The organism is Paenibacillus ginsengihumi DSM 21568, assembly GCF_000380965.1.
GTDB classification, from domain to species: Bacteria; Bacillota; Bacilli; order Paenibacillales; family NBRC-103111; genus Paenibacillus_G; species Paenibacillus_G ginsengihumi.
Genome location: NZ_KB905618.1, coordinates 1 through 24043 on the forward strand (window position 1 = coordinate 1; position 24043 = coordinate 24043).

Genomic DNA, 24043 nt, shown 5'->3' on the forward strand with positions numbered 1-24043 from the left:
CCGACCGGGCCGACGGGTGCCACAGGCGCTACGGGTGAGACAGGTCCGACCGGGCCGACAGGAGCCCCTGGCTCCAGTGCAATCATTCCCTTGGCATCGGGATTGCCGGTCACGCTTACGGGTCTGATCGGAAACTTGGTTGGCACCACTTCTCTCGTAGGTTTTGGAGCAAGCTTTACCGGCGTAAGTCTTGTCGGGGGCAATATCAGCCTCGTTGGCGGTGCGGGAATTGCCACAAACTTCGCTTTCCAAATGCCGAGAGACGGGATCATCACTTCCATTTCCGCTTTTTTCAGCGTTACAGCGGCACTCTCCCTTTTGGCCAATATTAATCTGAGCATGCAATTGTTCGCTTCAACAGCTCCCGACAGCAATATCTTTGCACCGATCCCGGGTGCTGTTGTAACAGATGTTTTGCCCGGCATCATCAATATTGGTGACACCACATCGATCATTGCGACTGGCCTGAACATTCCGGTATCTGCCGAAACCCGTATTCTCGCGGTCTTTTCAGCGACTTCCTCGCTTGCTGTAACCCTTGCGGGCTATGCCAGCGGCGGTATTGCGATAAGCTAATTCATGGGCAGCTAGTCTCTCTGCACCGTTGTGGTGCAGAGAGACACATTTTGTTAATAAAGTGCCAAGGAGTATTATGAATAATTGGGCGCTTCCGGAGGAATGAATATGACCGCAAATCCCAGGTTGTCATTGTGCATGATCGTGCGTGATGAGGAGAAATGGATCACTTCGTGTTTAGACAGTGTCCGGGAAGTTGTGGATGAGATGATCGTGGTGGATACCGGCTCTGTTGACTCGACACCGGCCCTGGCGGTCGAATGCGGGGCAAAAGTATTTCATTATGTGTGGAACCACCACTTTGCCGAAGCAAGAAACTACAGTATTGAGCAAGCTTCAGGCGACTGGATTTTGTGGATGGATGCGGACGAGCGCATGGATGAATCCCATCGTCATGCGATACGCGATATTCTCGTATCCGACAAATGGCTGGCTTCCCTTCCTGTTCTGAACTACTACGGTGAAGAACCGGCGGATCCGGCTCGAACCAATCGATTATTGCAATTTCGACTGTTTCGAAACTCTCCGAAGTTACGATTCCATAATGCGATTCATGAACAGCTTATCCGCATTCCTGAAATCACGGAAAACTCCGCAGCGCACCTTCCCACAATCATTCACCATTACGGATACATGAAAGATCCCGTACAAGAAAAACAAAAATCGCAGCGCAATCTTCAACTGCTGAAAGCGGCCATTCAACGCGAACAAGATTATGATCCTTGGCTGGATTATCATATGGCCAGTGAATGGTATCGTCTGGGGGAGCCCGGGAAAGCTTTGGCAAGTCTCCACAAGTCCATGCTCCGTTTTCTGCAAAAACAGATGTTGCCGCCATCCTTATTTTATCGTTTAAAGTACACCATTCTCATCGAAACGGGATTATATGAGGAAAGTGCGATTGGCATTAATGCCGCGTTGCAGCTTTATCCGGATTATGTCGATCTGCATTTGTTTAAAGGGATCATTCTGTTGCAGCTAAATGAGCCGGAACAAGCCTTGGAAGTATTCCAACATTGCTTGCGGCTTGGAAATGGAAACCTGGTTCATTTGACATCGTTTGGCGCCGGAAGTTTTCATGCCTGGTATTATATTGGCCGTTGCCATCAGCGGCTCGGGCAAGCTGAGAAAGCCAGGGAAGCCTTCAATAAGGCGCTGGAGTTGTCTCCAAATTACAAAGCAGCGTCAGTACAATTGCAACAATTACAAGGAAAGGAGGAATGAATCATTGTCCCGACCATCAATACCTGACATTACTCCATTGATATCTCTAACAAGAGAAGACAGTGTCAACATGATATTGGCCTCAATTGCAATGCAAGAAATGGGCATCAGCCATATTATCGATGCAGAAGCCAAGAAGATACTATATGTACTGAGAATTCTTCACAATAAAACGCATGCTCCTCCGAAACTTGAGGAAATCCATCGAATCAACTGCAGTGTGCACGATACCATCAAAGAATTATTGAGGCTTGAAATGCTCCTGCAGTCCAAACTCGAAACTGTAAAAGCTTTCAGCAAGCTGCCGCCTGATCCTCCTCCCGACCCATCACCTAACCCGTCTCCCGACCCGTCACCCGACCCACCCTACATTGCGCCTTCATCTCCATACATCAAAGATGACTGGGAGGATCGTACACACAAATACCGCCGTTTGAACAAGGTATTCAGGAGGACATTATGCAAAAAGTACAAGAGGAGAAGACGGTGCGTCAAGAAACCGACCTTGCGTCGACAACGAAAAAAGTGCCTTCTTCGTAAATGCCGCCGTGTGTATAGAGTTTGCCGGAGCGACAAACGGATATTGAAAAATGTGACGATCATTATTCACAGCGAAAGGGGCAAAATCATTTTTTGCAAAATTGTGAAGAAAAAACGCATGGTTCCCCGCTCATTGAAAGGACGGAGAGCCAAAGTTAAATCCTCGAGACGACTGCGTATTTTTTCAAACAAGAAATTGTTATCGTCATGCAGGCTCAGGACACGGCCGTTATTGTAATCTAAGATATTGCCGCATGGGGGAATTTGTTTTGATCTCAATCAGTTTATGCATGATTGTAAGGGATGAGGAAGCCGTGTTGGAAAGATGCCTTTCCTCCGCAGCTCCTTTGGTGGAGGAAATCATCATTGTAGATACGGGTTCCGTCGACCGCACGAAAGAAATTGCATTGGACTTCGGTGCCGCAGTATACGATTTCGAATGGATTGACGATTTTGCTGCTGCACGGAATTTCGCATTCAGTAAGGCAACAAAGGAATATATCATGTGGTTGGATGCGGATGACATTTTGCGAACAGAGGACGCTCAACGCCTGCAAGAGCTTAAGCAGTCATTGAAGCCCCACTACAATACGGTAACCATGCCTTATCACCTTGGATTGGACGCTTCCGGCAAGCCGACAACAATATTGCGACGCAACCGGCTCGTGAAACGGTCCTGCAATTTCAAATGGGTCGGGGCCGTACATGAGTATCTGGAGGTATACGGCCCTGTCAATCACAGTGATGTGTGCATCACACATTCCAAACATAAAAGCTATACCGACAGGAACTTGCGAATTTACCGTGCTCGTCAGGCAAAAGGGGAAACTTTCTCGCCACGGGATCTTTACTATTTCGCCAATGAATTGCGCGATCATCGCGTATATGAAGAAGCCTGCGAATTCTACAATCGCTTCCTGGATACCGGCTTGGGCTGGATGGAAGACAACATCCAGGCTTGCTTGAAACTGGCGGACTGCTACCAACAGTTGAATGACAGCAGTATGGTGTTTCATTCCCTGTGCAGGACATTTTTATATGATCGGCCTCGCGGAGAAAGTTGCTATCGATTGGGTGAGTACTTCCTGCAACGCAACCAGATCGATCAGGCCATTTACTGGTTCAATCTGGCGATTCTCCTGCCGGTCCCCAAAGATTCAATGGGACTGCGGAACGAAGCGATGACGACATGGATGCCGCATTTGCAATTGGCCGTCTGTTACGCAAGAAAACAGCAATACTCCTTGGGCAACCTTCATAATGAGAGGGCCTTGGAGTATCTCCCGGATCATCCAAGCATGTTGCATAATCGCCGGTATTTCCAAAGTCTTCTCGCGACCGGCGCAGCGGAAGAACAAGCCGAAGATTGCTCTTCGCCAAAGGCGGCGGAAACGGGCAATCCTCTGGAGTGAACTCAGGGAATAAAAAGGGCGCATGAGAAGCGGCAGGGCGAGATCCTTGTCAGGCCGCGACTGCCCTTTCTTTTTGCCCAGATTAAGGTTAACAGACTTTGCTATCAAGCCGGGAAAGAAGCGGGCGGAGTGATTGTCCGTTGGAAGGGGGACTGTTACATTCGTGTTAGCTTCTGAACCCGAAAAGCTATGACCCCAAATATGAATCAAAACGAAGAGAAGCGTTTCGGCTCCTCTTTTTCATCTCTTAAGCAGCTTCAACGCCGCAATGCACACCATAATACCCGCGATGCACAGCAGCCTAAGCGCTGACTTTGATTCGCGGTAAAGTAGCATCCCCACGATCGCCCCGCCGACTGTGCCGACCCCCGTCCAGACCGCGCAGCCCGTCGACAGCGGAATGGTTTCGAGCGCCTTGAGCAGTAGCTGAAAGCTGATGACAAACCCGCCGATCAGAATGACGTTGTTGGTGACGTTGTTTTTTTGTGCGACGCGCTTGATGCCGATGACTCCGATAATCTCAAACAAGCCCGCGGCGACGAGATATACCCATGCTATCCGAAGTTACCCCCTGTCCCTGTCGCCGGTCAGTTTCAATCCGATGATGCAGAGAAGTAGCAGAATAATGAGGACTTTCAGAGGGCTGATTCCTCCCGACATGACGGCTTCGGCCGCTGTCGTTCCTACCGTGCCCATCGCCGCGAACACGGCGTAAACGGTGGCGACCGGGAGCGCGCCTGACGTGCGGAAGATCAGGTCAAAACTTACCAGCAGCGCGATGATCACGACGAATGGCGGAAATTGCCCAATGAAGGGCTGGTCGCCGCAAGATCTTGATGGCTTCGGTAGGGAATGCCTAGCATGATCTCGGTGCCTTGTCCGGGCGAAGAGACTATCCGGACATCGGCCTGATCGCCGTATACGATCATTAAACGGCGATATACGTTATTCAACTTGTCGTGCGGGATGTTATCGAAGTATCCGGTAATATCCACATCGACCACCCAGTGTACCTTCTCTCGCTCCGCGGTTTCCCGGATGCGCCGAATGGCATCTTCAGCACTCCGTTTGGGTCGGAAGCCGAAGGAGACGTCCTGAAAGTCCGCTTCGAAGATCGGTTCGATGACGATCTTCGTTGCCATCTGTATGACTCGATCGCGCAGCGTCGGGATTCCGAGCGGTCGCATCTTTCCGTCCCCTTTCGGGATCTCCTGTCGACGTACAGGGCTTGCCCGATAGGTCTTGTTCATGAGCGTCTGTCGACATTCCTCGATCAGTCTTTCCTCGCCGTATTCTCGCACGATGAAGTCAATCGTTTCCTGGTCGATCCCGGCGCTTCCGCCGTTGGCCTTGACCCGTATCCATGCTATCCGCATGACGTCTTCCCGATACACTTTGTCGTACAACGCGTGAAAGCGCCGTTTGGGGTTCCCCTTAGACGCAAGGAATCGCTCTCTCCCCGCGGAATCCGAGTCCGGCTCGTGCCCGGCGGGATGCTATCGGCACCTGTTCGTTCCGCCGATGGAGCCCGTATGTCAGCGGCGTTAGCGGACATTGCAGCCAGGCGCCCAGGGGCGGATAACTTCGTTATCGCTAATAGGACGCCGCCAAAACTGTGACGCTTCGGCTACGGCCGGGTTGGCCGTCGTTTCCCGGGCGAGCGCTTGGGCACAGTACGTCTCCTCTAACCTTTTTCCCGGTTGGCGGCACCTTAAACCTTAAACATGATATAATTAGAAAACCGAATCATCATTTTTATCGATTTTCAAAAAAAGGAGAGGCTCATGGGAACGTATATCGACCGGCCAACAGGCGTATTTCCGTCCGTCTGCTCGCTGGATTGTCCCGATCAGTGCGGGCTGCTTGTCCATAAGCGGGATGGCAAAATCGTCAAAATCGAAGGAGACCCGGCGCACCCTGTCACGCAAGGGGCGATCTGCAACAAGGTTCGCAACATGGCGGAGCGCATTTACGATCCCGCCCGGCTGCGCTATCCGCTAAAGCGAGTCGGCCGCAAGGGCGAAGGTCGGTTCGAAAGGATCAGCTGGGAAGAAGCGCTGCAGACGATCTCGTCCCGCTGGAAAACATTGATTGCCAAAGAAGGGGCTGAAGCGATTCTTCCCTACAGCTTCTACGGCAATATGGGGCGAATTTCGGCGGAAGGCATGGATCGCCGCTTTTTCCACCGGCTTGGCGCGAGCCGGCTGCAATATACGATTTGCGAAGCGGCCGGCAAGGAAGGATACCGCTACACGATGGGCGGAAGTTACGGGACGGACCCCGAGGATACCGTCCACGCGAAGCTGATCATCATGTGGGGCATCAATGCCGTCAGCACGAACATGCATCAGGTGATGCTGGCCGAGAAGGCGCGCAAAAACGGAGCGACCATCGTCGTCATCGATGTGCACAAAAACCGGACCGGCCGCTGGGCGGATTGGTTTATTCCCGTCATGCCCGGTACGGATGCGGCGCTCGCGCTCGGCATGATGCACATCTTGTTCGAGGAGCAGATGACGGATAAAGCGTTCCTTCGGACGTACACCGTCGGGCACGAAGAATTGCGAGAGCATGTCCGGCAGTACGATCCGGCTACCGTCTCGGCGATTACGGGCGTGCCGGAGAGCGATATTTACCGGCTGGCGCGCATGTATGGCCGGACCTCCCCGTCGTTCATCCGGATCGGCAACGGGCCGCAGCACCACGATAACGGCGGCATGTTCGTCCGGACGATCTCGTGCTTGCCGGCGCTCACCGGACAGTGGCTCCATAAAGGCGGCGGTGCGATCAAAGGGAACGGCGCCTATCTGGAGCACAACGCAATAGCTTTGCAGCGGCCTGATCTGCTAAAACAAGCGACCCGGCGGATCAATATGAACATGCTCGGCAACGCCCTGCTTGAGCTCGATCCCCCTATTCGCTCGCTGTATGTATACAACTCGAATCCGGCGCTTGTCGCGCCGAACGCAGCCAAAGTAAGACAGGGGCTGGGGCGGGAAGATTTGTTTACCGTTGTGCACGATTTGTTTTTGACCGAAACCGCTTCTTACGCGGACATCGTGCTGCCCGCAACATCGTCTTTCGAAAATACGGACTTTTACCGCTCCTACTGGCATCATTACGTGCAGCTTCAACAGCCCGTCATCGAGCCTTATGGGGAAAGCAAATCGAACGCAGACGTCTTTCGGCTATTGGCCAAGGCCATGGGCTTCGAGGATGATGTTTTTGAGGATACGGAAGAGCAGATGATCCGTCAGGCGCTGGATCATCCGAACAACCCTCGGCTAAGAGGGATCACCTATGAGGCGCTGACGGAGAAGCAGTATATGAAGGCGGACGTCCAGCCCCTATTTCCGGGGAAATTGCCGACGCCGAGCGGGAAGATCGAGCTGTATTCCCTAGCGATGGAACACGACGGATACCCGCCGCTGCCAGTCTATACACCGCTCGCGGAGGACGGGGAACTGCCGTTTCTCTTCGTTCCCGGCCCGAATCACCATTTTTTGAATTCCACGTTTTCCAACAATGAGAAGCATGTCCGCATGGAGAAAGCGCCGAGGCTGTATATGAATGCGGCAGATGCGGCGGCCCTTGGCATTGCGGACGGGGACAAGGTCAAAGTATGGAACGAGCGCGGCCAGTGCACATTCGTTGCCGCGGTCGGGGACGACGTCCTGCCGGGAGTCGTCGTCAGCCAGGGGCTGTGGGCCGACAGCGCGGACAGCGGCGCGCTGGTCAACGCGCTTACGCCGGACCGGCTCGCCGATATGGGCGGCGGAGCGGTCTTTTTCTCGGGACGGGTGCAGGTAGAACGGCTCTCCGCAGTCGCTGATCGGTCTGTTTCCCGCTAACCGGTTAAAGGGAAGACGACGACGCCCAAGAATTCGGCGCGGAGGCCGGATGGGAGCGGCAAGCCGGTTACTCCCCTTCCGGGGGCCGGATCGCTCGCTCCCTTCTGGCAGCTCTTCCTGACGTCGAGCCGATCGTTCCGCTTCTGCTGCTCCCCTTCTTGCACCGAGCCGATCGTTCCGCTTCTGACGGCTCCCCTTTCTGGCGCCGAACTGATCGTCCCGCTTCTGCGGCTCCCTTTCTGGCGCCGAACTGATCGTCCCGCTTCTGCGGCTCCCCTTCTTGCACCGAGCCGATCGTTCCGCTTCTGGCGGCTCCCCTTTCTGGCGCCAAGTCGGTTACTCCCCTTCCTTCTCAAGGGCGGACAAGGCGTATTGCACAATGCGTTCGCGAGAGTTCTCCGGGACATCGACGTTCTCATGCATATAAGCATGCTCGCTGACGCTGAATTCCTTGCCTTCCTTCTGCAACGTTTCGACCAAAGAAGCCAATGAATCCAACGGATTGGACGGCTCGCGCAAAAGGGATGAAGTGATGCTGCTGAGCAGCTCCTTCTGATCCACCTCCGGAAAATAAAGCCGGCCTGCCGTCCTTTCGATCTGTACTTCATAACGATCGCTATGATTGCGAATCTGCCAATCAGGCCATAGCGGCTGGAGCAACTGAACCAGATTGGATATCGGTTCTGTATGCCACAGATCGATCTGCTTGCTATTGGCATCGATATGTACCCCGGAAGAAGGAAACTCCCTGGTCCAGTCCTGAATCCGAAACTGCTTGTAGCCAAAAGCTCGATTGCAGTTCCTCAGCAGCTCCGGCCCATGCAGCAAAACGCCTACGATGCCGCCAGAGTGAGGAAAGATCAGCGTCTCTCCGTCATCGAATGCGATGCTGACCAGGGTATCGAGCCATTCTTTATCCTCGGGAGGCTCCAGACTGGCATCGGCCAAATCATCGCGTCTGCTGGATAACACCGTTTCTCTCGGCACCCCGACGTATTCCGCAATATCGACGATCCCTTCGTCGGCCCAGCGAAGCTCCCATTCGCCCCAAACTTTCTGCATAAGCTTCAGAAAAAGTCTTCGATAATGAATGTTCCACATCTCATCCTCGCCGCCAAAAAATAACAGCAGCTTGTTCTCCGCATCGACGAGCGCAGCGCCTTCCGCCCAAACATCGTCCAACCACTCTTTCTCGCCGACCTTGGTTTGAGCCTCAATGAATGAGACAGCTTGCTGCGGTCCCCAAAACAAATCGCAGGGAAGCGTGTTGGCGCACCAGTGATCATAATACAGATCATATCCGTCTTGCTTCACGATAACGAGGTTCGCTCTTTGTCCCAATGTGTCTTGACCACCTTTACGAATAAGTACAAAAACAATGCCGCCTTCTTCTGATAATACTGGAAATAGAGCCTGCAGGCAAATACTAGCAAGACGGGCGGCCCGCATAGCGGACACCGGTGCCGGACGCGCATGCAGGTTTCTTTGGACTTTTCCAAATATGCAATATTTCCCTTATGAACCGAACAATAGACGCCCATGACGAACGCTGCCTTACGTTATCGCTCGTCACTTTCGTGTTGAACATTTCGCAGGCAAAGCCGTCCCTCAAGCGCAACCGGTTGGACGGAACCCTCCGGCGAATTTTCAGGCACCGCAGGTGACGACCGATGACGAAGGAAGTGCTCGTCACAGGCATCTATCATACATACACAAACTCACGCTAGCCATAACGCAAAAGTCGTGGCAGCATGAGTTTCCCGCTCTTATTGCGATATAATTCGAACTCCCCACGGATCGATAGGGACCTCCCCGCCTTGCTCTACACTTTCATTGGACAGCAGCTCTTTCCCGTTTTCATAAGGATAAATGAATGTCTGCGCATCGTCGGAATAGTTGAAGTAGAACCGGATCGTTCTGCCTGCTGCGTTCACGCCCGTTTTCACGATCAATGGAAACGCCAGCTGCTGGTCCGCTCCCCATAACCCCGCCGCCTCGACGGCCGACTGCAGCACACGCCGCATGGAAGAGGCATCGAACAAGCCGCCGATATACGTCGCAGTTCCCCTGCCATATCGGTTGCGCGTTGCCGCCGCATATTGCCCCCAATGCGGATGGATGTAGGAAGCAAGCACTTCCACTTCTTCCGAGACGGGTGTCAGCAGTTCCATAAAGCTTTCAACCGTCCCTTCTTCCTCCGCGCCGTCGAACAGCTTGCCCGCAAGTCCCACTCCCTTCGGCTCGACGAACAGGCTGTACGTTACGCCGCAGGCCTCAGAAATAATGCCCGGCTGGCTCGTCGTCCGCACCTTCACCGTATCGTCTGTGAAGCCGCTCTTGAAGGAGTAGACGACATGGCCGCCTCTCGCCGTGTAAGCATTCAGCCGCTCCAGCGCTTCGTCCGACACCGCGTAGAGCGCAGGCACGACGATCAGTTTGTAATCGTCCAAATATTCGCAAGACGGGTGGATAAAGTCGCAGGACACATTCATTTTATAAAGCTCGTCATACATCCGCCGGACGACATCATTATAGTTGCGGCCGTCAGGAAGCTTGAACCATTCCATCGCCGTCAGCGCTTCGTTGCTGACCATGACCGCAACACGATTGCTCTTTTGCAATCCGATCAGTTCGTCCGAGAGTCGGGCAAAATCACGGCCGATCGTTTTCGCTTCGTCGTAAACCGGATTCGGTTGCAGATCGTGACTGAGCAAGCCCTTCCAGTAAGTCTCTAACGAGTTGTGAATCGAGTGCCAGTGCCAGTAACCAACCATGGAAGCGCCCGAGGCGATATGGCTGAACGCCAGCAATCGAAGTTGGCCGGGATACGGCGTCCAGTGCGGGAACGCTTGCGCCTGTGTCTCAAGGACGAGGTAATTCGCCCGTTTCAAGGATCGCGCCATGTCCCCGCCGAATGATACCTCGATACCGGTCAACTCACTCTGCGACGGATGATAAATATCGACGCCTGCAATATCGAACGGCACCGCTGCTGCGAAGTGGTCAACCGACGGTTGAACGCCATACGAATACCCGCGCCATTCGAAGTCGAAATTTTGCGTAACGAATTGGTCAGGCCGCTTGTATTCGTTCACGATAGAAACTTGCCAAGCGAGGAAGTCCGTCACCAGCTTCCGCTGGAATCGCGCGAACTCAGCGCCTAAACTGCCGTTGATAGTGCCGATGACGGAGGGGAAGTCCTCCCAGCTGTTGATGCGGTTGCTCCAGTAATCGAGGCCAAACCGCCGGTTAATCTCATCCAGCGAACCGAATTTATCCCGCATATATTTGATGAACTGCAGCTGCACATTCGGACCGGCCGTGTCATAATGCTTCGTCTCATTGTCCGTCTGATAGCCGATGACCGCCGGATGTCCCGCCACGTGCGAGATCAGCTTGCGGATAATCCGCTCCGCATAGAACAGATAGGTTGGATGCGTAATATCCATGATCTGTCTGGCGCCGTATTTACCTGGGCCCAACTTCGTAACGGCAAGCACATCGGGATGCTCCTTGACCATCCACGTTGGAATCGCGTAGGTCGGTGTGCCGACAATGACGTGGATGCCAGCAGCGTGCATGGCGTCCAGCACCCGATCCACAGAACTGAAATCGAACACGCCGCTCTGCGGTTCGTACGTGCTCCAAGTCGATTCTGCGATACGAACGACATTGATACCGGCTTCCTTCATCATCCGGATATCTTCGTCCAATCTGTCATAAGGCATATATTCGATATAATACGCTACACCGTATAAAAGCTGGCCAATCATCCCTTAACCGCTCCTTCCACAATACCCTGCATAATAAAACGTTGGAAAAAGATAAAAATCAACACAACCGGAATCGCCGTCAGCACGAGCGCCGCCAAAATCAGCGACCATTCCTTGTGGTATTCGCCGAACAACTTGTTCGTCGAGATGATCAGCGTATAGGAATTCTCGTCCGTGAGCATCAACAGCGGAAGCAGGAAATCATTCCATATCCACAGAAAATCGAGAATGGCGATAGTGACAGTGATCGGAAGCAATAGCGGAAATATAATTTGAAAAAAAGTCTGGAATGGATGGCAGCCATCTATTTCCGCAGATTCCTCCAGCTCTCGCGGTATCGTTTTAACGAAGCCGTGATATAGAAAAACAGCCATATTGACACCCAGTCCGATATAGATAACGCCCAGCCCGTAGGACGTGCCTTGGACATGCAGCTCTTTGGCCATCCGGGTCAGCGGAATCATGATCGAATGGAACGGAACCAGCATCGAAGCGACGAACAGAAAAAAGAGAAAGTTGCTCACCTTCCCGCTCGTCCGGGACAGCTTGTATCCGGCCAGCGAAGCGCAGAAGACAATGCCGCCGATGCCAATCGCGGATACAATCACGGAGTTCAAAGCGCTATGCAGAAGATCAAGCTTGACGAAAGCCTGACTGTAGTTTTCAAAATGAAGGCTTGTCGGCAACGAAAGAAACGATTCGAACATCTCGCCCTGCGTCTTCAAAGAGTTGATAACCGCCATATAGATCGGGAAAAGGGCGATCGCGGAGGAAACCACAAGAACGGCAAGGATAAACAGATTCGGTATTCTTTTCGCCCTCATGCTTCCACCTCTCTTTTCTTCGTCATTTTGATCTGAATCAAGGTAAAAATCAAAATCATGACGAACAGGATGACCGATTTCGCATTGGCATAGCCGTAACGGAAATTGTTCGAGAACGCCTCCTCGTAGATGTTCATCGTAATGACCTGGGTAGCCCGGCCCGGGCCTCCGCCTGTTAAGCCAAACACGACCTCGTACACTTTAAACGCATTGTTCAGCGTCAGGAACAGACAGATCGTAATCGCATGCGCAATCATCGGAAGCGTGACCTTGAAGAAGGACTGAAACGGAGTCGCCCCGTCGATCATGGCTGCTTCCTTCATCGATTGCGGTACGCCTTGCATCGCAGCAAGATAAATGATCATGAGATAGCCTACACCATTCCAGAGCGATACAATCAAAATGGAGAAAAAGGATACTTTCGGATCGCCAAGATACGACTGATCAAGGAACATCAGCCCCGTCTTCACAGCAAGTTGCGGCAATACCTGAGAGAATACGAACGTCCACATGAATGCGCTAATGATAATGCTGATCATATTAGGCATGAAGAGCACTGTCCGAAACAGTCCCTTCGTTCTGCGTCTCGTCTCAATAAAGACGGCCAGAAGCAGAGCTAGCCCATTCTGCAGTACGATCATAAACACAACATATTTCATCGTAAACCAGAGCGAATGCAAGAAATCGGGATCATCCCGCAGCGCTTCAACGAAATTGCCGAAGCCAATAAAATTGTAATCCTGATTGAGTCCGTCCCAATCGGTAAAGCTATAGTAAATCCCGCCAATCGTTGGAATCAGTAGAAATAATGTATACAGTATCAGAGCGGGTGTTACGAAAGCAGCCAGCGACAAGTATTTCTTGGAGCCCTTCAGTTCCACTGCTTCTCTCCCCTTTATCCTTATGAGAATGAAGTCGGGACGGAGTCCGTGAGGAGACCCCGCCCTCCATCCCGCTTATCCTCGCTTATTTATTGACTTTATTGCTTGACTGCCACGTCTTGTCGAGCGCCTTCATCACTTCATCCTGCGTCATTAGACCCGCAAAATAAGATTGCAGCGCTTTGCCGACTTCGTCCTTCACGCTTTGCGGAATACGCGGGTCTTGATAAGCTTTGCCCTGTTTCACGTATTCGCTCGCTTCTTTGATCCACGGATAGCTCTCGAAAGTGTGAACCGTAGCGACCGGGTTGAACTTCAGCGATTCAAAGAAAGCATTCGAGTCCTTGTCGTCCAGAATATAGTTTACGAAGTCGATAGCCACTTCCTTGTTCTTGCTGCCGGAATAGACGGCGAGCGATGTAGAAACACTCAGGTTGATCATCGTCGCCTCCGGGTTATCGTTGATCGGCAGCGGGGCTACACCGAATTCCATATCCGGATTAGACTTAAGAATCGACTCGGCGTACCATGGGCCTTCCACCCACATAGCCGCTTTGCCTTGCGCAAATGCCGCAGCGCCATCGTCGGCGCCAACTTCAAGCGCTTTATCCGTACCATTTTTGTTCACGAGATCGATGACCTCGAACATCGATTTCATCTCGCTGAACGAGCCCTCGTTTTTATTCATCCGCTCGATGAAATCTTTCTTATTGTCTTCAGTATTCACCAAAGCTCCGACCGTAAGCGGCAGGAACAGCTGAGGAATCGAAGCGTCTTTATACGACAACAGGAACGGCGTAATGTTGGCTGCCTTCAGTTTATCCACGGCTGCCTTCATTTCGGTAAGCGTAGTCGGGGGGGTAATGCCCTGCTCAGAGAAGATCTTCTTGTTGTACAGGTAGCCCCACGACAGCGTCTCCAACGGAACGGCAACCACTTTACCTTCTTCGTTCGTGACGGCTGGCTTGACGCTATCCAAGAGCTTGTCCACGAAAGGCTGATCGGATAAATCCATCAGGTAACCAGCCTTATTATATTGCGAAATATTATTGATGGCATGAAGCGAGAACACATCCGGAGCGTCATTGGATGCAAGACGCGTCTTCAGAATCTGCGCAGCGTTCTCCGTGGGGGGCATCTCAAGCTGCACATTGACCTCGATGTTCTTTTCCGCTAACTGCTTTGCCTTGAACTGTTCAATATACTTGTCAAAATACTCCTTGAACCGCGGTCCTTCAACGAACAGCCTTAGTGTAACGCTCCTGGGCTTACCGGAACCGGCATCAGCTGACCCGGTATTGGAACTGTCCGCGTTGCCGCCGCCGTTCCCGCCGCAGCCTGCCAGCAGGGCAGCCGCAAGCACCGTACTGACCGCACCTTTCCATGCTCGTTTCATCTTTCCGATGACCTCCTTCTAAAGCGCTTTTTTGTTTACGCTTTCATTATAGCGATGAAACGGTAATGCGTAATTGGATGGATTTATCCTTTTGAATTGGATAATTTTAAACCTCTTTTTTACGGCGCATCTCGCCTGGTGCGACGCCAAAACGTTTTTTGAATACCCTGTGAAAATAGGAAATATCCTCATAACCTGTCATTTCTGCCACCGCTTTGATCGATAATTCCTCGTCCATCAGCAATATACGGGCTTTGGTCATCCGCACTTCGAGCAGGTAATCGGTGACGTTTCGGCCGTACTCCTGCTTAAATGCCTTGCTGAGATATTCCTTGCTGACGAAAAACAGTCTGGCAAGCCGCTCAAGCGACAACGGCTCCTCAAAGTGAAGGTCGATGAAGTGCTTTACTTCCTCTAGATTTAACTTTCTTTTGAACTTTCGCCGCTGCACAAGCCGGTCCAGAGCCCGCAGATACGCGCTGCAGATCGCTGCGGCCGTCATCTGCGATGGAGAATGAGGAATCGTCAGCCCGCTATCTTTCAATAGCTGATCCATCTCGTCCTCCATTCCATTCGCGGCTAATAGCACGTGCAGCTCCTCCATCAGGCGCGCTTTCAAGCTAGCGGCCCCCTCGGCCGAAAACCTCTGTTCCTGCTCCATCTGGGCGAATGTTCCCATAATGCCGGAAGCGTTGAGATCATTGAAGTGGTATGCCAGCCGCTGCTTTAAATCCTCGACATCCCGTGACCATTCCGGGTCTGGAATGGCCGTTTTATTTTTTTCCTCTGCGCGTTCAATCTCCGCTTTGCATTTGGAAAGGGCGTCGTTCAGTTCCTTCGGATCGACCGGCTTGAGCAGGTAATCCATTGCCTTATAACGGATTGCGTACTTCGTATATTTAAAATCCTCGTACCCGCTGACCACAATAGAGCGAACCGCCGGATATTTTACGTTCAACAGCTCCAGCAATGCGACGCCATCTATGCCGGGCATCCGCATATCCGTTATCACGATCTGCGGCTTTACGATCTCGAGCAGCCGGACAGCCTCGGAGCCGCCCTCCGCCTCGCCGGTCACTTCCATCCCCAGCTTCTCCCATTCTCCGAATTGGCGTATCAACTGACGGTTCCATGACTCGTCATCGACAATGATCACTTTGATCAAGACTCTTCTCTCCTCTCATGCACGTATGGTATCCGTATGGTGACAACCGTCCCGCCGCCGCACGCCTGCTCGATCTCCACACCATACTGCTCGCCGTAATGGATGCGTATGCGCGAAGCCACATTGTACAAACCGATCCGGCCCTCCTTTCTGCGCAAGCTGCCACAGTCTGCAAGCTCCTTGCGGACAGCCTCGAGACGCACTGGGGAAATGCCGATGCCGTTGTCCCGTACCCGAATAAGAATCTCCTTCCCCTCCAAGCTCATTCCCACATCGATTCGCCACTGGCCCGGTTTATGGTCAAATCCGTGAACAAAGGCATTTTCGACGATTGGCTGTATCGTCAGCTTGGGCAGCCTGCAGTCCATGATCTCCTCATCGGCCGTAAACGCATACGTGAGCCGCGAGCCGTAGCGCTGCTTCTGAATTTGCATGTAATGCTGGAGGTGGCCGACCTCGGCCCGCAAGGTAGCCATATCCTCCGCTTCGCGAATGACGTACCTAAACATGGCACTGAGCGATCTGATCATCTCATATCCTTCATCCGGTTTCTTGGCGTAGATCATGCTGCCGATCATTTGAAGCGTATTTTGCAAAAAATGCGGGTTAATCTGCGCTTGCAGCGCCTTGAGCTCGGCCGTCTGTTTTTCCAACGTCATCGTGTACTCCGTCTTAATGTGATCCTTGATTCGACCGCTCATATTCACAAAACGGGTCTCGAGCCAGCCGATCTCGTCGATTCGGCCGCTGACCGGTATGTCCGATGGTTCGATATTGCTGTTAATCGGCCCAAGTCCCTGCATGTAGCGGGCCAACCTGACGATCGGCTGCGACATGCGATATGCGATATAGCAAGCGATCAGAATAGCAACCGCGCTGGAGATGCCGCCTACAATTAAGCCGTAGCTCATCGTCGAACGCGCGCTCTGATTAATCGTATTTGCGGGAACGATCTTCATCAGCATGAGCCCGGACGGTTCGATCGGGCTGTAGAAGACGTAAGCGTCCCCTGTAAACATATAACCGGGCTGGTCGTGCGGCAGCTTGCTAAGCTCCGCCGCATGCAATAGAAGCGGCCCGTCTCCTTGCTGATACGTTATACTGCCATTCACGTCGGCAAGCAGTACCGTCTCATCCGGGCCGCGATTTAGCAGCGCCAACGTCTGATCCAGGTATGCCCAGCGAACTCCGAGCGTCACACCGCCTACAACCTGACGGTCCTCGAACCGGTTGATGCTTCGGGTAAGCTCGAATTGGTCCGGCTTCCCTGGGTCTGTGCGAATCATGAGATACTTCTTCCCGTCAAATAATTCCTTGTACGGCGAAGGATTTCCTGCAGGAGAACGGATTTCGCTGCCTTCGGAGCTGACCCGGAAAAGCTTGCCGCTATCCTTCACATAAATTTCCGCGCTAATCACGTTGGCATTGGTCGAGTATAAGGCGGATCTTAGCAGATCGGTGATATTACGCTGGGTAGCCAGCTGGCTCGACAGTTTGTCGTCCTCGATTCCCGCGATATAATCATTCAGATGCTCGTTCAGCAGAATGGAATAAATCAAGCTGTTGAGTCGGCTGAACTGCTCTCCGAGATAAATACCGGTCCATTTGATACTGGATAGATTCGTGTCGAGAATCTCATTCTCCATCGATTGCCGGCTGTTTTCTGCAGCAAGTCCAGTGACGACGATAACCGGCAGCGCAGCAAGGACAATCATAGCAAGAAGAAGCTTGTTGCGGATGCTGCGCCGAAACGGTTCGGTGATCAGCTGAAAAACTCGTTTCATAGCTGTAGTGTGCCCCCCATTAATGAACAAAACCATGCCCAGGTCGGACTCGGTTCATTTCGTTTTACAATTTGGAAAAACTTGTTAATAATCCCTGGGGATTGATCGAGGAATCGGCGATTTTTCCATAGAATGCCATATTCCAAGATCGGTGAAAGAGCGCGATACGAACGCGGCCCCGGTTCTGGACCCGAGCGAAATGCTTTACCGCAGCCAAGCTTGCTGAGACGGCAAAAAAAGAGGCCCGAAGGCCTCTTTAAGCGACAGTATTACGAGCAGCGGGAGTAGCCGCAGTTGGTGCAGTTTTTGCAGCCTTCGCTGTTGACCAGCGAGGCGGAGCCGCAGCCGGGGCACAGATCGAGCGATGTGGCGGCGTCCTTGGAGACCGCGTACTGAGCGGTCGTCTCCATGACGACCTCCTGCGTTGCCGTGACGTAAGGATCGGCGTTGTCGGCGTAATCCACATGCATCTCCAGCGCTTTGGCGACGGCGTCGGCGATCGACTCGACGCGGTTCGGACCGAAGCCGATGGCGCCAGAGCCGCCGATGCCCTTGAGGTGCTTGATCAGTAGCTGCGCCTTGTCGCCGTGGTCGCCGTAGCGGAGGAACAGCGAGCAGACGCGGCCGAGCGCTTCGGACATCGCGAAGACGTCGGAGCCGGCTTTGCCGACGTTCAGGAAAATCTCGATCGGGCTGCCTTCGATATCGTTGATCGTAATATATGCCATGCCGAGCGGCGTATTGAACTTGTAGGTCGCGCCGCGCAGCACTTGCGGACGGCGCTTGTACTGGCGGTCGAACGGACGCTCCGGCGAATCGCCGGCACTGATGGACAGCGCCTTGTTCAAGGAGTCAAGCGGCTGCGCCGGCGATTCCTTGGCCGCCTTCGCATCCGCGGCCGGAGCAGCCGCGGCGGACTGGCCGGAAGCGGCATCCTTGCCGTCTTCCTTCTTCTCCGTGCTGAGCACCTGCACGTCGCGGCTGCCGTCGCGGTAAATCGTCACGCCTTTGCAGCCGAGATCGAAGGCCAGCTCATACAGCTGCTTCGTCTCCTCGACCGTGAAGTCGGACGGGCAGTTGGCCGTCTTGGAGATGGAGCTGTCCACCCAGCGCTGAATCGCCGCCTGCACGCGAATATGATCCTCGGCGGACAAGTCCATCGCCGTCACGAAATAGTCCGGAAGCTCCTCGTTCGGATGCTCGTCTTTCCACGCCTGCGCAATCGGGACGAGCTGCTTGTCGAAGCCGAGACGGCTTTGACGGTAATATTCGAAAGCGAAGTAAGGCTCGATGCCTGTCGACGTGCCGACCATCGTGCCGGTGCTGCCGGTCGGCGCCTGGGTGATGACGGTGACGTTGCGCATTCCTTTGCTTTGAATGGCGGCGCCCACTTCCGGATAGACGCTCGTCATATTTTTCATAAAGCCGCTCTGCAGGAACTTGTCGGCCACGAACTGCTCGAAGGAGCCTTTCTCTTCGGCGATATCGGCGGAAGCGAGATAAGCCTCGCGCGCCATAAAACCGTACAGCTTGTCGAGGAACTCGAGCGATTCCGGGCTGCCGTAGCGGATTTTCAGCTTGATCATCAGCTCGGCCAGCCCCATCGTGCCCATGCCAATGCGGCGCTCGCCCTGCTGGTTTTTCCGGTTCTCCTCGAAGTGATACGGCGTCTTGTCGATGACGTTGTCGAGGAAGCGCACGGAGTAACGAACCACCTTACCGAGCTCTTCCCAATCGACGTCGTCGTTCTTCTCATCGTAGAACTTGGACAGATTGACGGCGGACAGATTGCACACGCCCCAAGCCGGAAGCCCTTGTTCGCCGCAAGGATTCGTACAGATGATCGGGTTAAAATACCAGCTGTTGGACATCTCGTTGTAATATTCCATGAAGACGACGCCCGGCTCGGCGGATTTCCAGGCCGACTCGATGATCGTATGCCAAATATCGCGCGCCCGCAAAGTGCGGTACGTAATGACGTTTTTGCCGAGCTGCTTCCACTTGGCAAGGTCGCCGTCCCAAATGTCGTCGTATTCCGGATCGGCCGTATCGGGGTACACGAGCTCCCACTCGAGATCCTCCTTGACGGCCTTCATAAAGCTGTTGCTTACGCACACCGACAGGTTGGCGTTGGTGATCTGGCCCATCGTCTGCTTGACGGTGATAAAATCGAGCAGATCGGGATGCCAGTCGTTGATCATGAGCATAAGCGCGCCGCGGCGGCTGCCTCCCTGCTCGATCAGCCCGGTCGTGTAACTGAACAGGCCGCCCCAGGAGACCGCGCCGCTGGAGGAACCGTTCACCCCGCGCACGATAGCGCGGCGCGGACGCAGCGACGACAGATTGATGCCGACGCCGCCGCCGCGGGCCATAATTTCGGTCATTTCGGACAGCGTGGCCATGATGCCGCCGCGGCTGTCGTGCGGAGACGGAATGACATAGCAGTTGAACAGCGTCAACTCGTCGCTGGCGTCGGCGCCGGCCGCGATGCGCCCGCCGGGCACGAGCTTCCAGTCGTCCAAAATATATCTGAATTTCTCAGTCCATTCCTGGCGCTTCTCAGGGGTCGTTTCGACGGACGCCATGGCCGCAGCCAAACGGTCCCACATTTGTTCGGGCGTATTCTCCAGGGTAAGCGTCAGCTTCTCTACCGCGGATTCCACAATTTCGCCGCTCCGAAGCTTCACCTTCACCTGTCGTCCTTGCCGCTCGATCACCTCGCCGACTTCTTTGGCAGGAAATTTCGGATCGTCCTTCGTTAGCACAAGCACGGTGTCGCCGACTTTCGTAAGGCTCGTATCGGCATTTTTCATCGCGTAGCGGTCAAGGAATATTTTTTCGCTGAGTCCTTCCAGTTTCGTAGGCTGCATGGTCTTCAAAACGACACCCTCCCGAGTTTTATCGTCAAACTTGTCAATCACAATATCTGGTATGCGTAAATCATTATACAATACAATATATAGTGTTTCTAATAAGCGAGCGGCGGAATTTGCCAAGAAAACGAGCGGCGGCATGCCACATGCTGCATTTTTCTCATTCTCTCTCTTTATTTCGTTCATCATAACTTCATATTATTCGACACCATCCATCGCGCCGCTGATGTCGAAAGAGAGATGTCGTTTCCGAAAGGAGCGCATGCGGTCGGCTGCTCGCCGTCATGATCGCGCAATGCAGCAGAATTTCTGCGCCTCCCGGCAACCCGACGGGCGCTCCCGTCGTTCCAAGCGCATCATCTCGTCGGGCTAGGAACGGTCAGAGCGGGTAGCTCCTTTTTGACTTCCGGCCGGCCTGTTTGATAACCTAGTTAATGGCAAGCAAAAGCCATTGTAACATAGATTGACTGCTTCGAGAAGATTGCGGTTTATCTTGAAAATTTGGCGGCAGTCCGCCGACCAAAATTTCAACACCGAAGGTGACGACCGATGGCGGAAGGAATCGCTCGTTACAGGCGCTTATGCTGCTTATTATAGCATACATCGGAGGAAACCAAACATACGTTCTGTAAAAAACGACACATTTTATCGGCTAAAAGGAGACGATGTGACGATGTATTTGTTTCAAAACCGCCTTGTGCCCAAATCGCAGGTTGCCGTTTCGCCTGATGACAGAGGGTATTATTTTGGCGACGGAATTTACGAGGTGTTCCGGGTATACGCCGGGGTATTGTACGAGCCGGAGGCTCATTTGGAAAGGCTGGAACGAACGGCGCGCGAGGTGCGCCTCCCCCTTCCTTGCCCTTCGGCCGAGCTCGCGGCGCGGCTTGAGGAGCTGATCGCGGCGAACGGGCTGAAGGAGGGGACCGTCTATATGCAGATTACACGCGGACCGGCCCCCCGGTCCCATGCGTTCCCGGCCCATGCCGAGCCGGTTCTTATGGCCTACTGCACGGTCTTGGAGCGGCCGGCCGGCATGATGCGCGACGGCATCGCGGCGGTGACGATGGACGACATCCGCTGGCTGCGCTGCGATCTGAAGACGCTCAACCTGCTGCCGAATACGATGGCCAAGCAGTACGCGCTCGACCGCGGCGTCAGCGACGTCATTCTCCACCGCAGCGGCACCGTAACCGAATGCAGCGCCTCCAACGTCATGATGGTCAAGGACGGCGTCATCCGCACGCATCCGGCCAATCATCTCATCCTGCACGGCGTCACGCGGAAGGTCGTGCTGCGTCTCGCCCGGGAAGCGGACATCCCCGTCCGCGAAACGGCCTTTACAGTTGATGAGCTGCGCGATGCGGACGAAGTCTTCATCACCGGCACGACGGTCGAGGTGACACCGGTCATCTCCGTCGACGGCCAGCCCGTCGCTTCCGGCCGGCCGGGGCCGGTCACCCGCGCGCTGCAGCAAGCGTTCGAGCGGACGATCCCGGGGCTGTAAGCCGCGGGGGCCGCGGAAGCGCAGAAACGTTGGAGCGGCACGCGCTCCGCTGCAAGATTGCGGCCAGGCAGCGGCGCAGGGACGCTGGAACGGGCGGCAGCGAGCCGCTCTGGTCCGCGGCGGGCAAGTGGCGGCGCAGGACGGAGGACGCTATCTGCCGAGGCGCCTCGCTTGGGCCGGTATAGCAGCTGCGCGGATGGGGCGCCGCGAGCCCTCTGGCCCGCGGCGGTGAAGTGCTACAGAAGGATACTCAGCCGGCGGCCCTCGAACTCCGTGTTGATGTTCGCACTCCGCGTCTGCAATTGTAGGAATGAAGGATCTGCGAGTTGGAAATTCAAAGATTCATCTTAGTATGATGCGGCGCATTAAACAAGAAGAGCAGAAGAAAAAGCCGATGAGGAGTGAAAATATGGGTGGAGGCCAGGTAAGCTCCTTTGCGGGGCCGATGCCCTTATGGTGATAATTCCTCCCGGCCTATCCGTGCTTCGTTTGTCAAAGATCAACATGTAGATAAAGCAAGCAGAACGTTGAATTGCTGCCCTGTGAATCAATTAAGCTGCGATTTGCATTTGAGCCTCCCGATGGGGGCCAAGGACTTTGCGTGAATCATAGTGCTTTTGTTTTCGACCAAGCTCGAATAAGACGCGGATGAGCTTGTTACACAGTGCAATCATCGATTGCTTGTTCCGAGCCTTGCATCTCTACTTCGCGACACGCAGAGACAATGCACTGTTGACGAGCTTAAAACACAGACTTATCACCGTTCGTGAATTTCCATCCAGTACCTGCTGAGCCATAAGTACCTTTCGTCCATCCATCTCCAAGAGCTCTTCCAACTTCATCTGCTGATTTACCCTATAGAGCTTTGGGATTATTTAGAATATCATCATAAGATTTTAACTCTGTTACCCATGTAACATTACCGTCTCCATATTTGCTTTTATAGTAATCATTCCATTCTGCTCCTGTTCGAGGTATCTGTACAGAATTACCCGTCCCCTTATTCCCCAACGAATCTTTCGTAGCGTCGTTAGCCGCTTCTTCGGTTTTTTCTTTTGTCGCTTTTTCCGCCGATTCTTTCGCGGCCTTTTCAGTCACTTCTTCTGCTGTTTCTTTTACGACTTTTTCTGTTGCTTCCTCTGTCACTTCCTTTACAGTTCTTTCTGCTGCTTCTTCTGCTGCTTCAGAGCCGACTTTCTTAGCAGCCTTGCCGCCGCCTCCGCTTCTTCATTAGCATACGTGCCTGTTCCGCCCGATTCTCTGGAAGGATGTCCCAGTCCGTCATCACCGCTGCAAAGTAGTGCTTGTTCTGCTCGGGTGGATGGTGTAGCATTTCTGCTAACGGTGTTCTATATTCTGCCTTGTAAACGATTTCTATTCGGGTCAATTCGTGGTCGATTGTCCTTGGTTGTACGTTTGAATCGGTGCTCAGCCTAAGAGCACCTGGCTGCATGTGTTATTCCTTAGACTGCTTCGCTTTACGTTCCCAGTATCTGCGCTCGTATTCTTTTTCCTTTAATCGGTTCTCCGGCTTCTGCCGCCATTTGCGCCGATATTCTCGCTCATACTGTCTTCTGTATTCCCGACGTGCTTCTAATGCTTCGGGACTTAGGTTCAACATCTCTCTATTCCTCCCTCTGGTTACGTTCTGCCTGTCACGCTATTCATCGTTTCACGTACTGCGTCCTGAACTGTCACTCTCAATTCAACTGTTGAGCCTATATCATCAACTTCAATGACTTCACTATCGTCTACGATCTCAATTACAAAGCTATCGCTGCTCTTGTTGGCCTGCATCGTATAGGCTCCCTTCTCCGTAATCAGTTCAATTCGTTTGCCTGTGCCCTTAAATTTCTGCAACAGATCGCGCATCACGCCTTGATATTTTTGAGGTATCCCGTTATTCATTCACTGTTACCGCTGAAGCATAACGTCCAATTGCTGATGGGATTGCCTGTCCGGAAGTTGCTGAATATAATGACCGTATCACAGAAAAGGAAAAGGATGCTTCCCTTTTATGTGGGCCTGCAGCAACAGGCTCACGGGATGCATCCCCTACCCAACATGATCATTGTAACAGAGTATGAGCTGGTTGAGAAGACTCCCGGCGTTTTCAGTTCAATGTGCAGAGTTGGTCCCCTCACCTTGTTGTGGAGAAGCGCTTAGTGTGATCGGCAGTCGGCGGCGGAAACTAGTGAGCGAAAGCGGGGATCGTCGCGTGCTCTCCATCCGCCGGT

At 53.4% G+C, this 24043-nt stretch carries 21 protein-coding genes and 1 pseudogene; 7 read left to right on the plus strand and 15 right to left on the minus strand.

Annotation, left to right across the window (positions count from 1 at the left end; translation table 11 throughout):
- The 4 genes from F591_RS0123170 to F591_RS28860 form a co-directional block, all read left to right on the plus strand.
- On the plus strand, nucleotides 1-576 hold a 576-nt coding region (locus tag F591_RS0123170), incomplete at its 5' end, for an exosporium glycoprotein BclB-related protein (RefSeq protein ID WP_019536993.1).
- A gap of 138 nt (nucleotides 577-714) precedes the next feature.
- A complete protein-coding gene (locus F591_RS0123175) occupies nucleotides 715-1800 on the plus strand; it encodes a glycosyltransferase family 2 protein (protein ID WP_169445879.1) in 1086 nt (361 codons plus the stop codon).
- A 37-nt stretch (nucleotides 1801-1837) separates the two neighbouring features.
- Nucleotides 1838-2578, plus strand: a complete 741-nt coding sequence (locus F591_RS33755) for an alpha-helical endospore appendage domain-containing protein (RefSeq protein ID WP_483823576.1) — start codon at nucleotides 1838-1840, stop codon at nucleotides 2576-2578.
- Between the two features lie 16 nt (nucleotides 2579-2594).
- Nucleotides 2595-3752 (plus strand): glycosyltransferase family 2 protein, encoded by a 1158-nt coding sequence (locus F591_RS28860; RefSeq protein WP_051109248.1) that lies wholly within the window; start codon nucleotides 2595-2597, stop codon nucleotides 3750-3752.
- Between the two features lie 240 nt (nucleotides 3753-3992).
- Here F591_RS28860 and F591_RS0123185 read toward each other — a convergent pair whose 3' ends face one another.
- The 3 genes from F591_RS0123185 to F591_RS28865 are packed head-to-tail and all read right to left on the minus strand — an operon-like array spanning nucleotide 3993 to nucleotide 5128.
- Nucleotides 3993-4310: a DMT family transporter gene (locus F591_RS0123185; RefSeq protein WP_026326843.1), complete on the minus strand. Its 318-nt coding sequence runs from the start codon at nucleotides 4308-4310 to the stop codon at nucleotides 3993-3995.
- Between the two features lie 6 nt (nucleotides 4311-4316).
- On the minus strand, nucleotides 4317-4538 hold the full coding sequence (locus F591_RS0123190; RefSeq protein WP_019536997.1) for an SMR family transporter: 222 nt from the start codon (nucleotides 4536-4538) through the stop codon (nucleotides 4317-4319).
- Nucleotides 4535-5128: a reverse transcriptase domain-containing protein gene (locus tag F591_RS28865; protein WP_083935596.1), complete on the minus strand. Its 594-nt coding sequence runs from the start codon at nucleotides 5126-5128 to the stop codon at nucleotides 4535-4537. The genes F591_RS0123190 and F591_RS28865 overlap by 4 nt, the downstream gene beginning before the upstream one ends.
- A 408-nt stretch (nucleotides 5129-5536) precedes the next feature.
- Between F591_RS28865 and F591_RS0123200 the strand changes: the two genes are divergently transcribed.
- Complete coding sequence (locus F591_RS0123200) at nucleotides 5537-7603, plus strand: molybdopterin oxidoreductase family protein (protein ID WP_019536999.1); 2067 nt, start codon at nucleotides 5537-5539, stop codon at nucleotides 7601-7603.
- A 67-nt stretch (nucleotides 7604-7670) separates the two neighbouring features.
- On the opposite strand, the gene F591_RS0123205 is transcribed toward F591_RS0123200, so the two are convergent.
- The 9 genes from F591_RS0123205 to F591_RS0123245 form a co-directional block, all read right to left on the minus strand.
- Nucleotides 7671-7934 carry a hypothetical protein gene (locus tag F591_RS0123205; RefSeq protein ID WP_019537000.1) on the minus strand — a complete coding sequence of 88 codons (264 nt, stop codon included), beginning with the start codon at nucleotides 7932-7934 and terminating at the stop codon, nucleotides 7671-7673.
- A 5-nt stretch (nucleotides 7935-7939) separates the two neighbouring features.
- A complete protein-coding gene (locus tag F591_RS0123210) occupies nucleotides 7940-8944 on the minus strand; it encodes a hypothetical protein (RefSeq protein ID WP_019537001.1) in 1005 nt (334 codons plus the stop codon).
- A 425-nt stretch (nucleotides 8945-9369) separates the two neighbouring features.
- Nucleotides 9370-11373, minus strand: a complete 2004-nt coding sequence (locus F591_RS0123215) for a beta-galactosidase (RefSeq protein ID WP_026326844.1) — start codon at nucleotides 11371-11373, stop codon at nucleotides 9370-9372.
- Complete coding sequence (locus F591_RS0123220) at nucleotides 11373-12200, minus strand: carbohydrate ABC transporter permease (RefSeq protein ID WP_019537003.1); 828 nt, start codon at nucleotides 12198-12200, stop codon at nucleotides 11373-11375. The genes F591_RS0123215 and F591_RS0123220 overlap by 1 nt, the downstream gene beginning before the upstream one ends.
- Entirely contained in the window at nucleotides 12197-13081 is an 885-nt protein-coding gene (locus tag F591_RS0123225; protein ID WP_019537004.1) for a carbohydrate ABC transporter permease, read from the minus strand. The genes F591_RS0123220 and F591_RS0123225 overlap by 4 nt, the downstream gene beginning before the upstream one ends.
- A gap of 85 nt (nucleotides 13082-13166) precedes the next feature.
- Nucleotides 13167-14477 (minus strand): ABC transporter substrate-binding protein, encoded by a 1311-nt coding sequence (locus F591_RS0123230; RefSeq protein ID WP_019537005.1) that lies wholly within the window; start codon nucleotides 14475-14477, stop codon nucleotides 13167-13169.
- A gap of 106 nt (nucleotides 14478-14583) precedes the next feature.
- Nucleotides 14584-15633, minus strand: coding sequence for a response regulator (locus F591_RS0123235; RefSeq protein ID WP_245581114.1), 1050 nt, complete (start codon nucleotides 15631-15633; stop codon nucleotides 14584-14586).
- Between the two features lie 5 nt (nucleotides 15634-15638).
- Nucleotides 15639-17426, minus strand: coding sequence for a sensor histidine kinase (locus tag F591_RS0123240; RefSeq protein WP_019537007.1), 1788 nt, complete (start codon nucleotides 17424-17426; stop codon nucleotides 15639-15641).
- A 269-nt stretch (nucleotides 17427-17695) separates the two neighbouring features.
- Nucleotides 17696-20305, minus strand: a complete 2610-nt coding sequence (locus F591_RS0123245; RefSeq protein WP_019537008.1) for an adenosylcobalamin-dependent ribonucleoside-diphosphate reductase — start codon at nucleotides 20303-20305, stop codon at nucleotides 17696-17698.
- 667 nt (nucleotides 20306-20972) lie between these two features.
- Between F591_RS0123245 and dat the strand changes: the two genes are divergently transcribed.
- Complete coding sequence (dat, locus tag F591_RS0123250) at nucleotides 20973-21806, plus strand: D-amino-acid transaminase (RefSeq protein ID WP_019537009.1); 834 nt, start codon at nucleotides 20973-20975, stop codon at nucleotides 21804-21806.
- 551 nt (nucleotides 21807-22357) lie between these two features.
- On the opposite strand, the pseudogene F591_RS33675 reads toward dat, so the two are convergent.
- From F591_RS33675 to F591_RS0123265, 3 genes and pseudogenes are all read right to left on the minus strand, one after another.
- Nucleotides 22358-22495 (minus strand): annotated as a pseudogene (locus tag F591_RS33675) (IS110 family transposase); the annotation flags it as partial.
- A gap of 166 nt (nucleotides 22496-22661) precedes the next feature.
- Nucleotides 22662-22952 (minus strand): hypothetical protein, encoded by a 291-nt coding sequence (locus F591_RS31725; protein WP_156829680.1) that lies wholly within the window; start codon nucleotides 22950-22952, stop codon nucleotides 22662-22664.
- Nucleotides 22953-23447: 495 nt separating this feature from the next.
- Nucleotides 23448-23714, minus strand: coding sequence for a hypothetical protein (locus tag F591_RS0123265; protein ID WP_019537013.1), 267 nt, complete (start codon nucleotides 23712-23714; stop codon nucleotides 23448-23450).
- Nucleotides 23715-23889: 175 nt separating this feature from the next.
- Between F591_RS0123265 and F591_RS33680 the strand changes: the two genes are divergently transcribed.
- Nucleotides 23890-24043 (plus strand): DUF6431 domain-containing protein (locus F591_RS33680; protein WP_425414373.1); only part of this gene is annotated, 154 nt, incomplete at its 3' end.

Coding starts and splice junctions, on each gene's coding strand:
- F591_RS0123200 (WP_019536999.1), top strand. CDS start 5,537: ATGGGAACGTATATCGACCGGCCAACAGGCGTATTTCCGTCCGTCTGC.
- F591_RS28860 (WP_051109248.1), top strand. CDS start 2,595: ATGGGGGAATTTGTTTTGATCTCAATCAGTTTATGCATGATTGTAAGG.
- dat (WP_019537009.1), top strand. CDS start 20,973: ATGTATTTGTTTCAAAACCGCCTTGTGCCCAAATCGCAGGTTGCCGTT.
- F591_RS0123265 (WP_019537013.1), bottom strand. CDS start 23,714: ATGAATAACGGGATACCTCAAAAATATCAAGGCGTGATGCGCGATCTG.
- F591_RS0123220 (WP_019537003.1), bottom strand. CDS start 12,200: ATGAGGGCGAAAAGAATACCGAATCTGTTTATCCTTGCCGTTCTTGTG.
- F591_RS0123175 (WP_169445879.1), top strand. CDS start 715: ATGATCGTGCGTGATGAGGAGAAATGGATCACTTCGTGTTTAGACAGT.
- F591_RS0123240 (WP_019537007.1), bottom strand. CDS start 17,426: ATGAAACGAGTTTTTCAGCTGATCACCGAACCGTTTCGGCGCAGCATC.
- F591_RS0123230 (WP_019537005.1), bottom strand. CDS start 14,477: ATGAAACGAGCATGGAAAGGTGCGGTCAGTACGGTGCTTGCGGCTGCC.
- F591_RS28865 (WP_083935596.1), bottom strand. CDS start 5,128: ATGCGGATAGCATGGATACGGGTCAAGGCCAACGGCGGAAGCGCCGGG.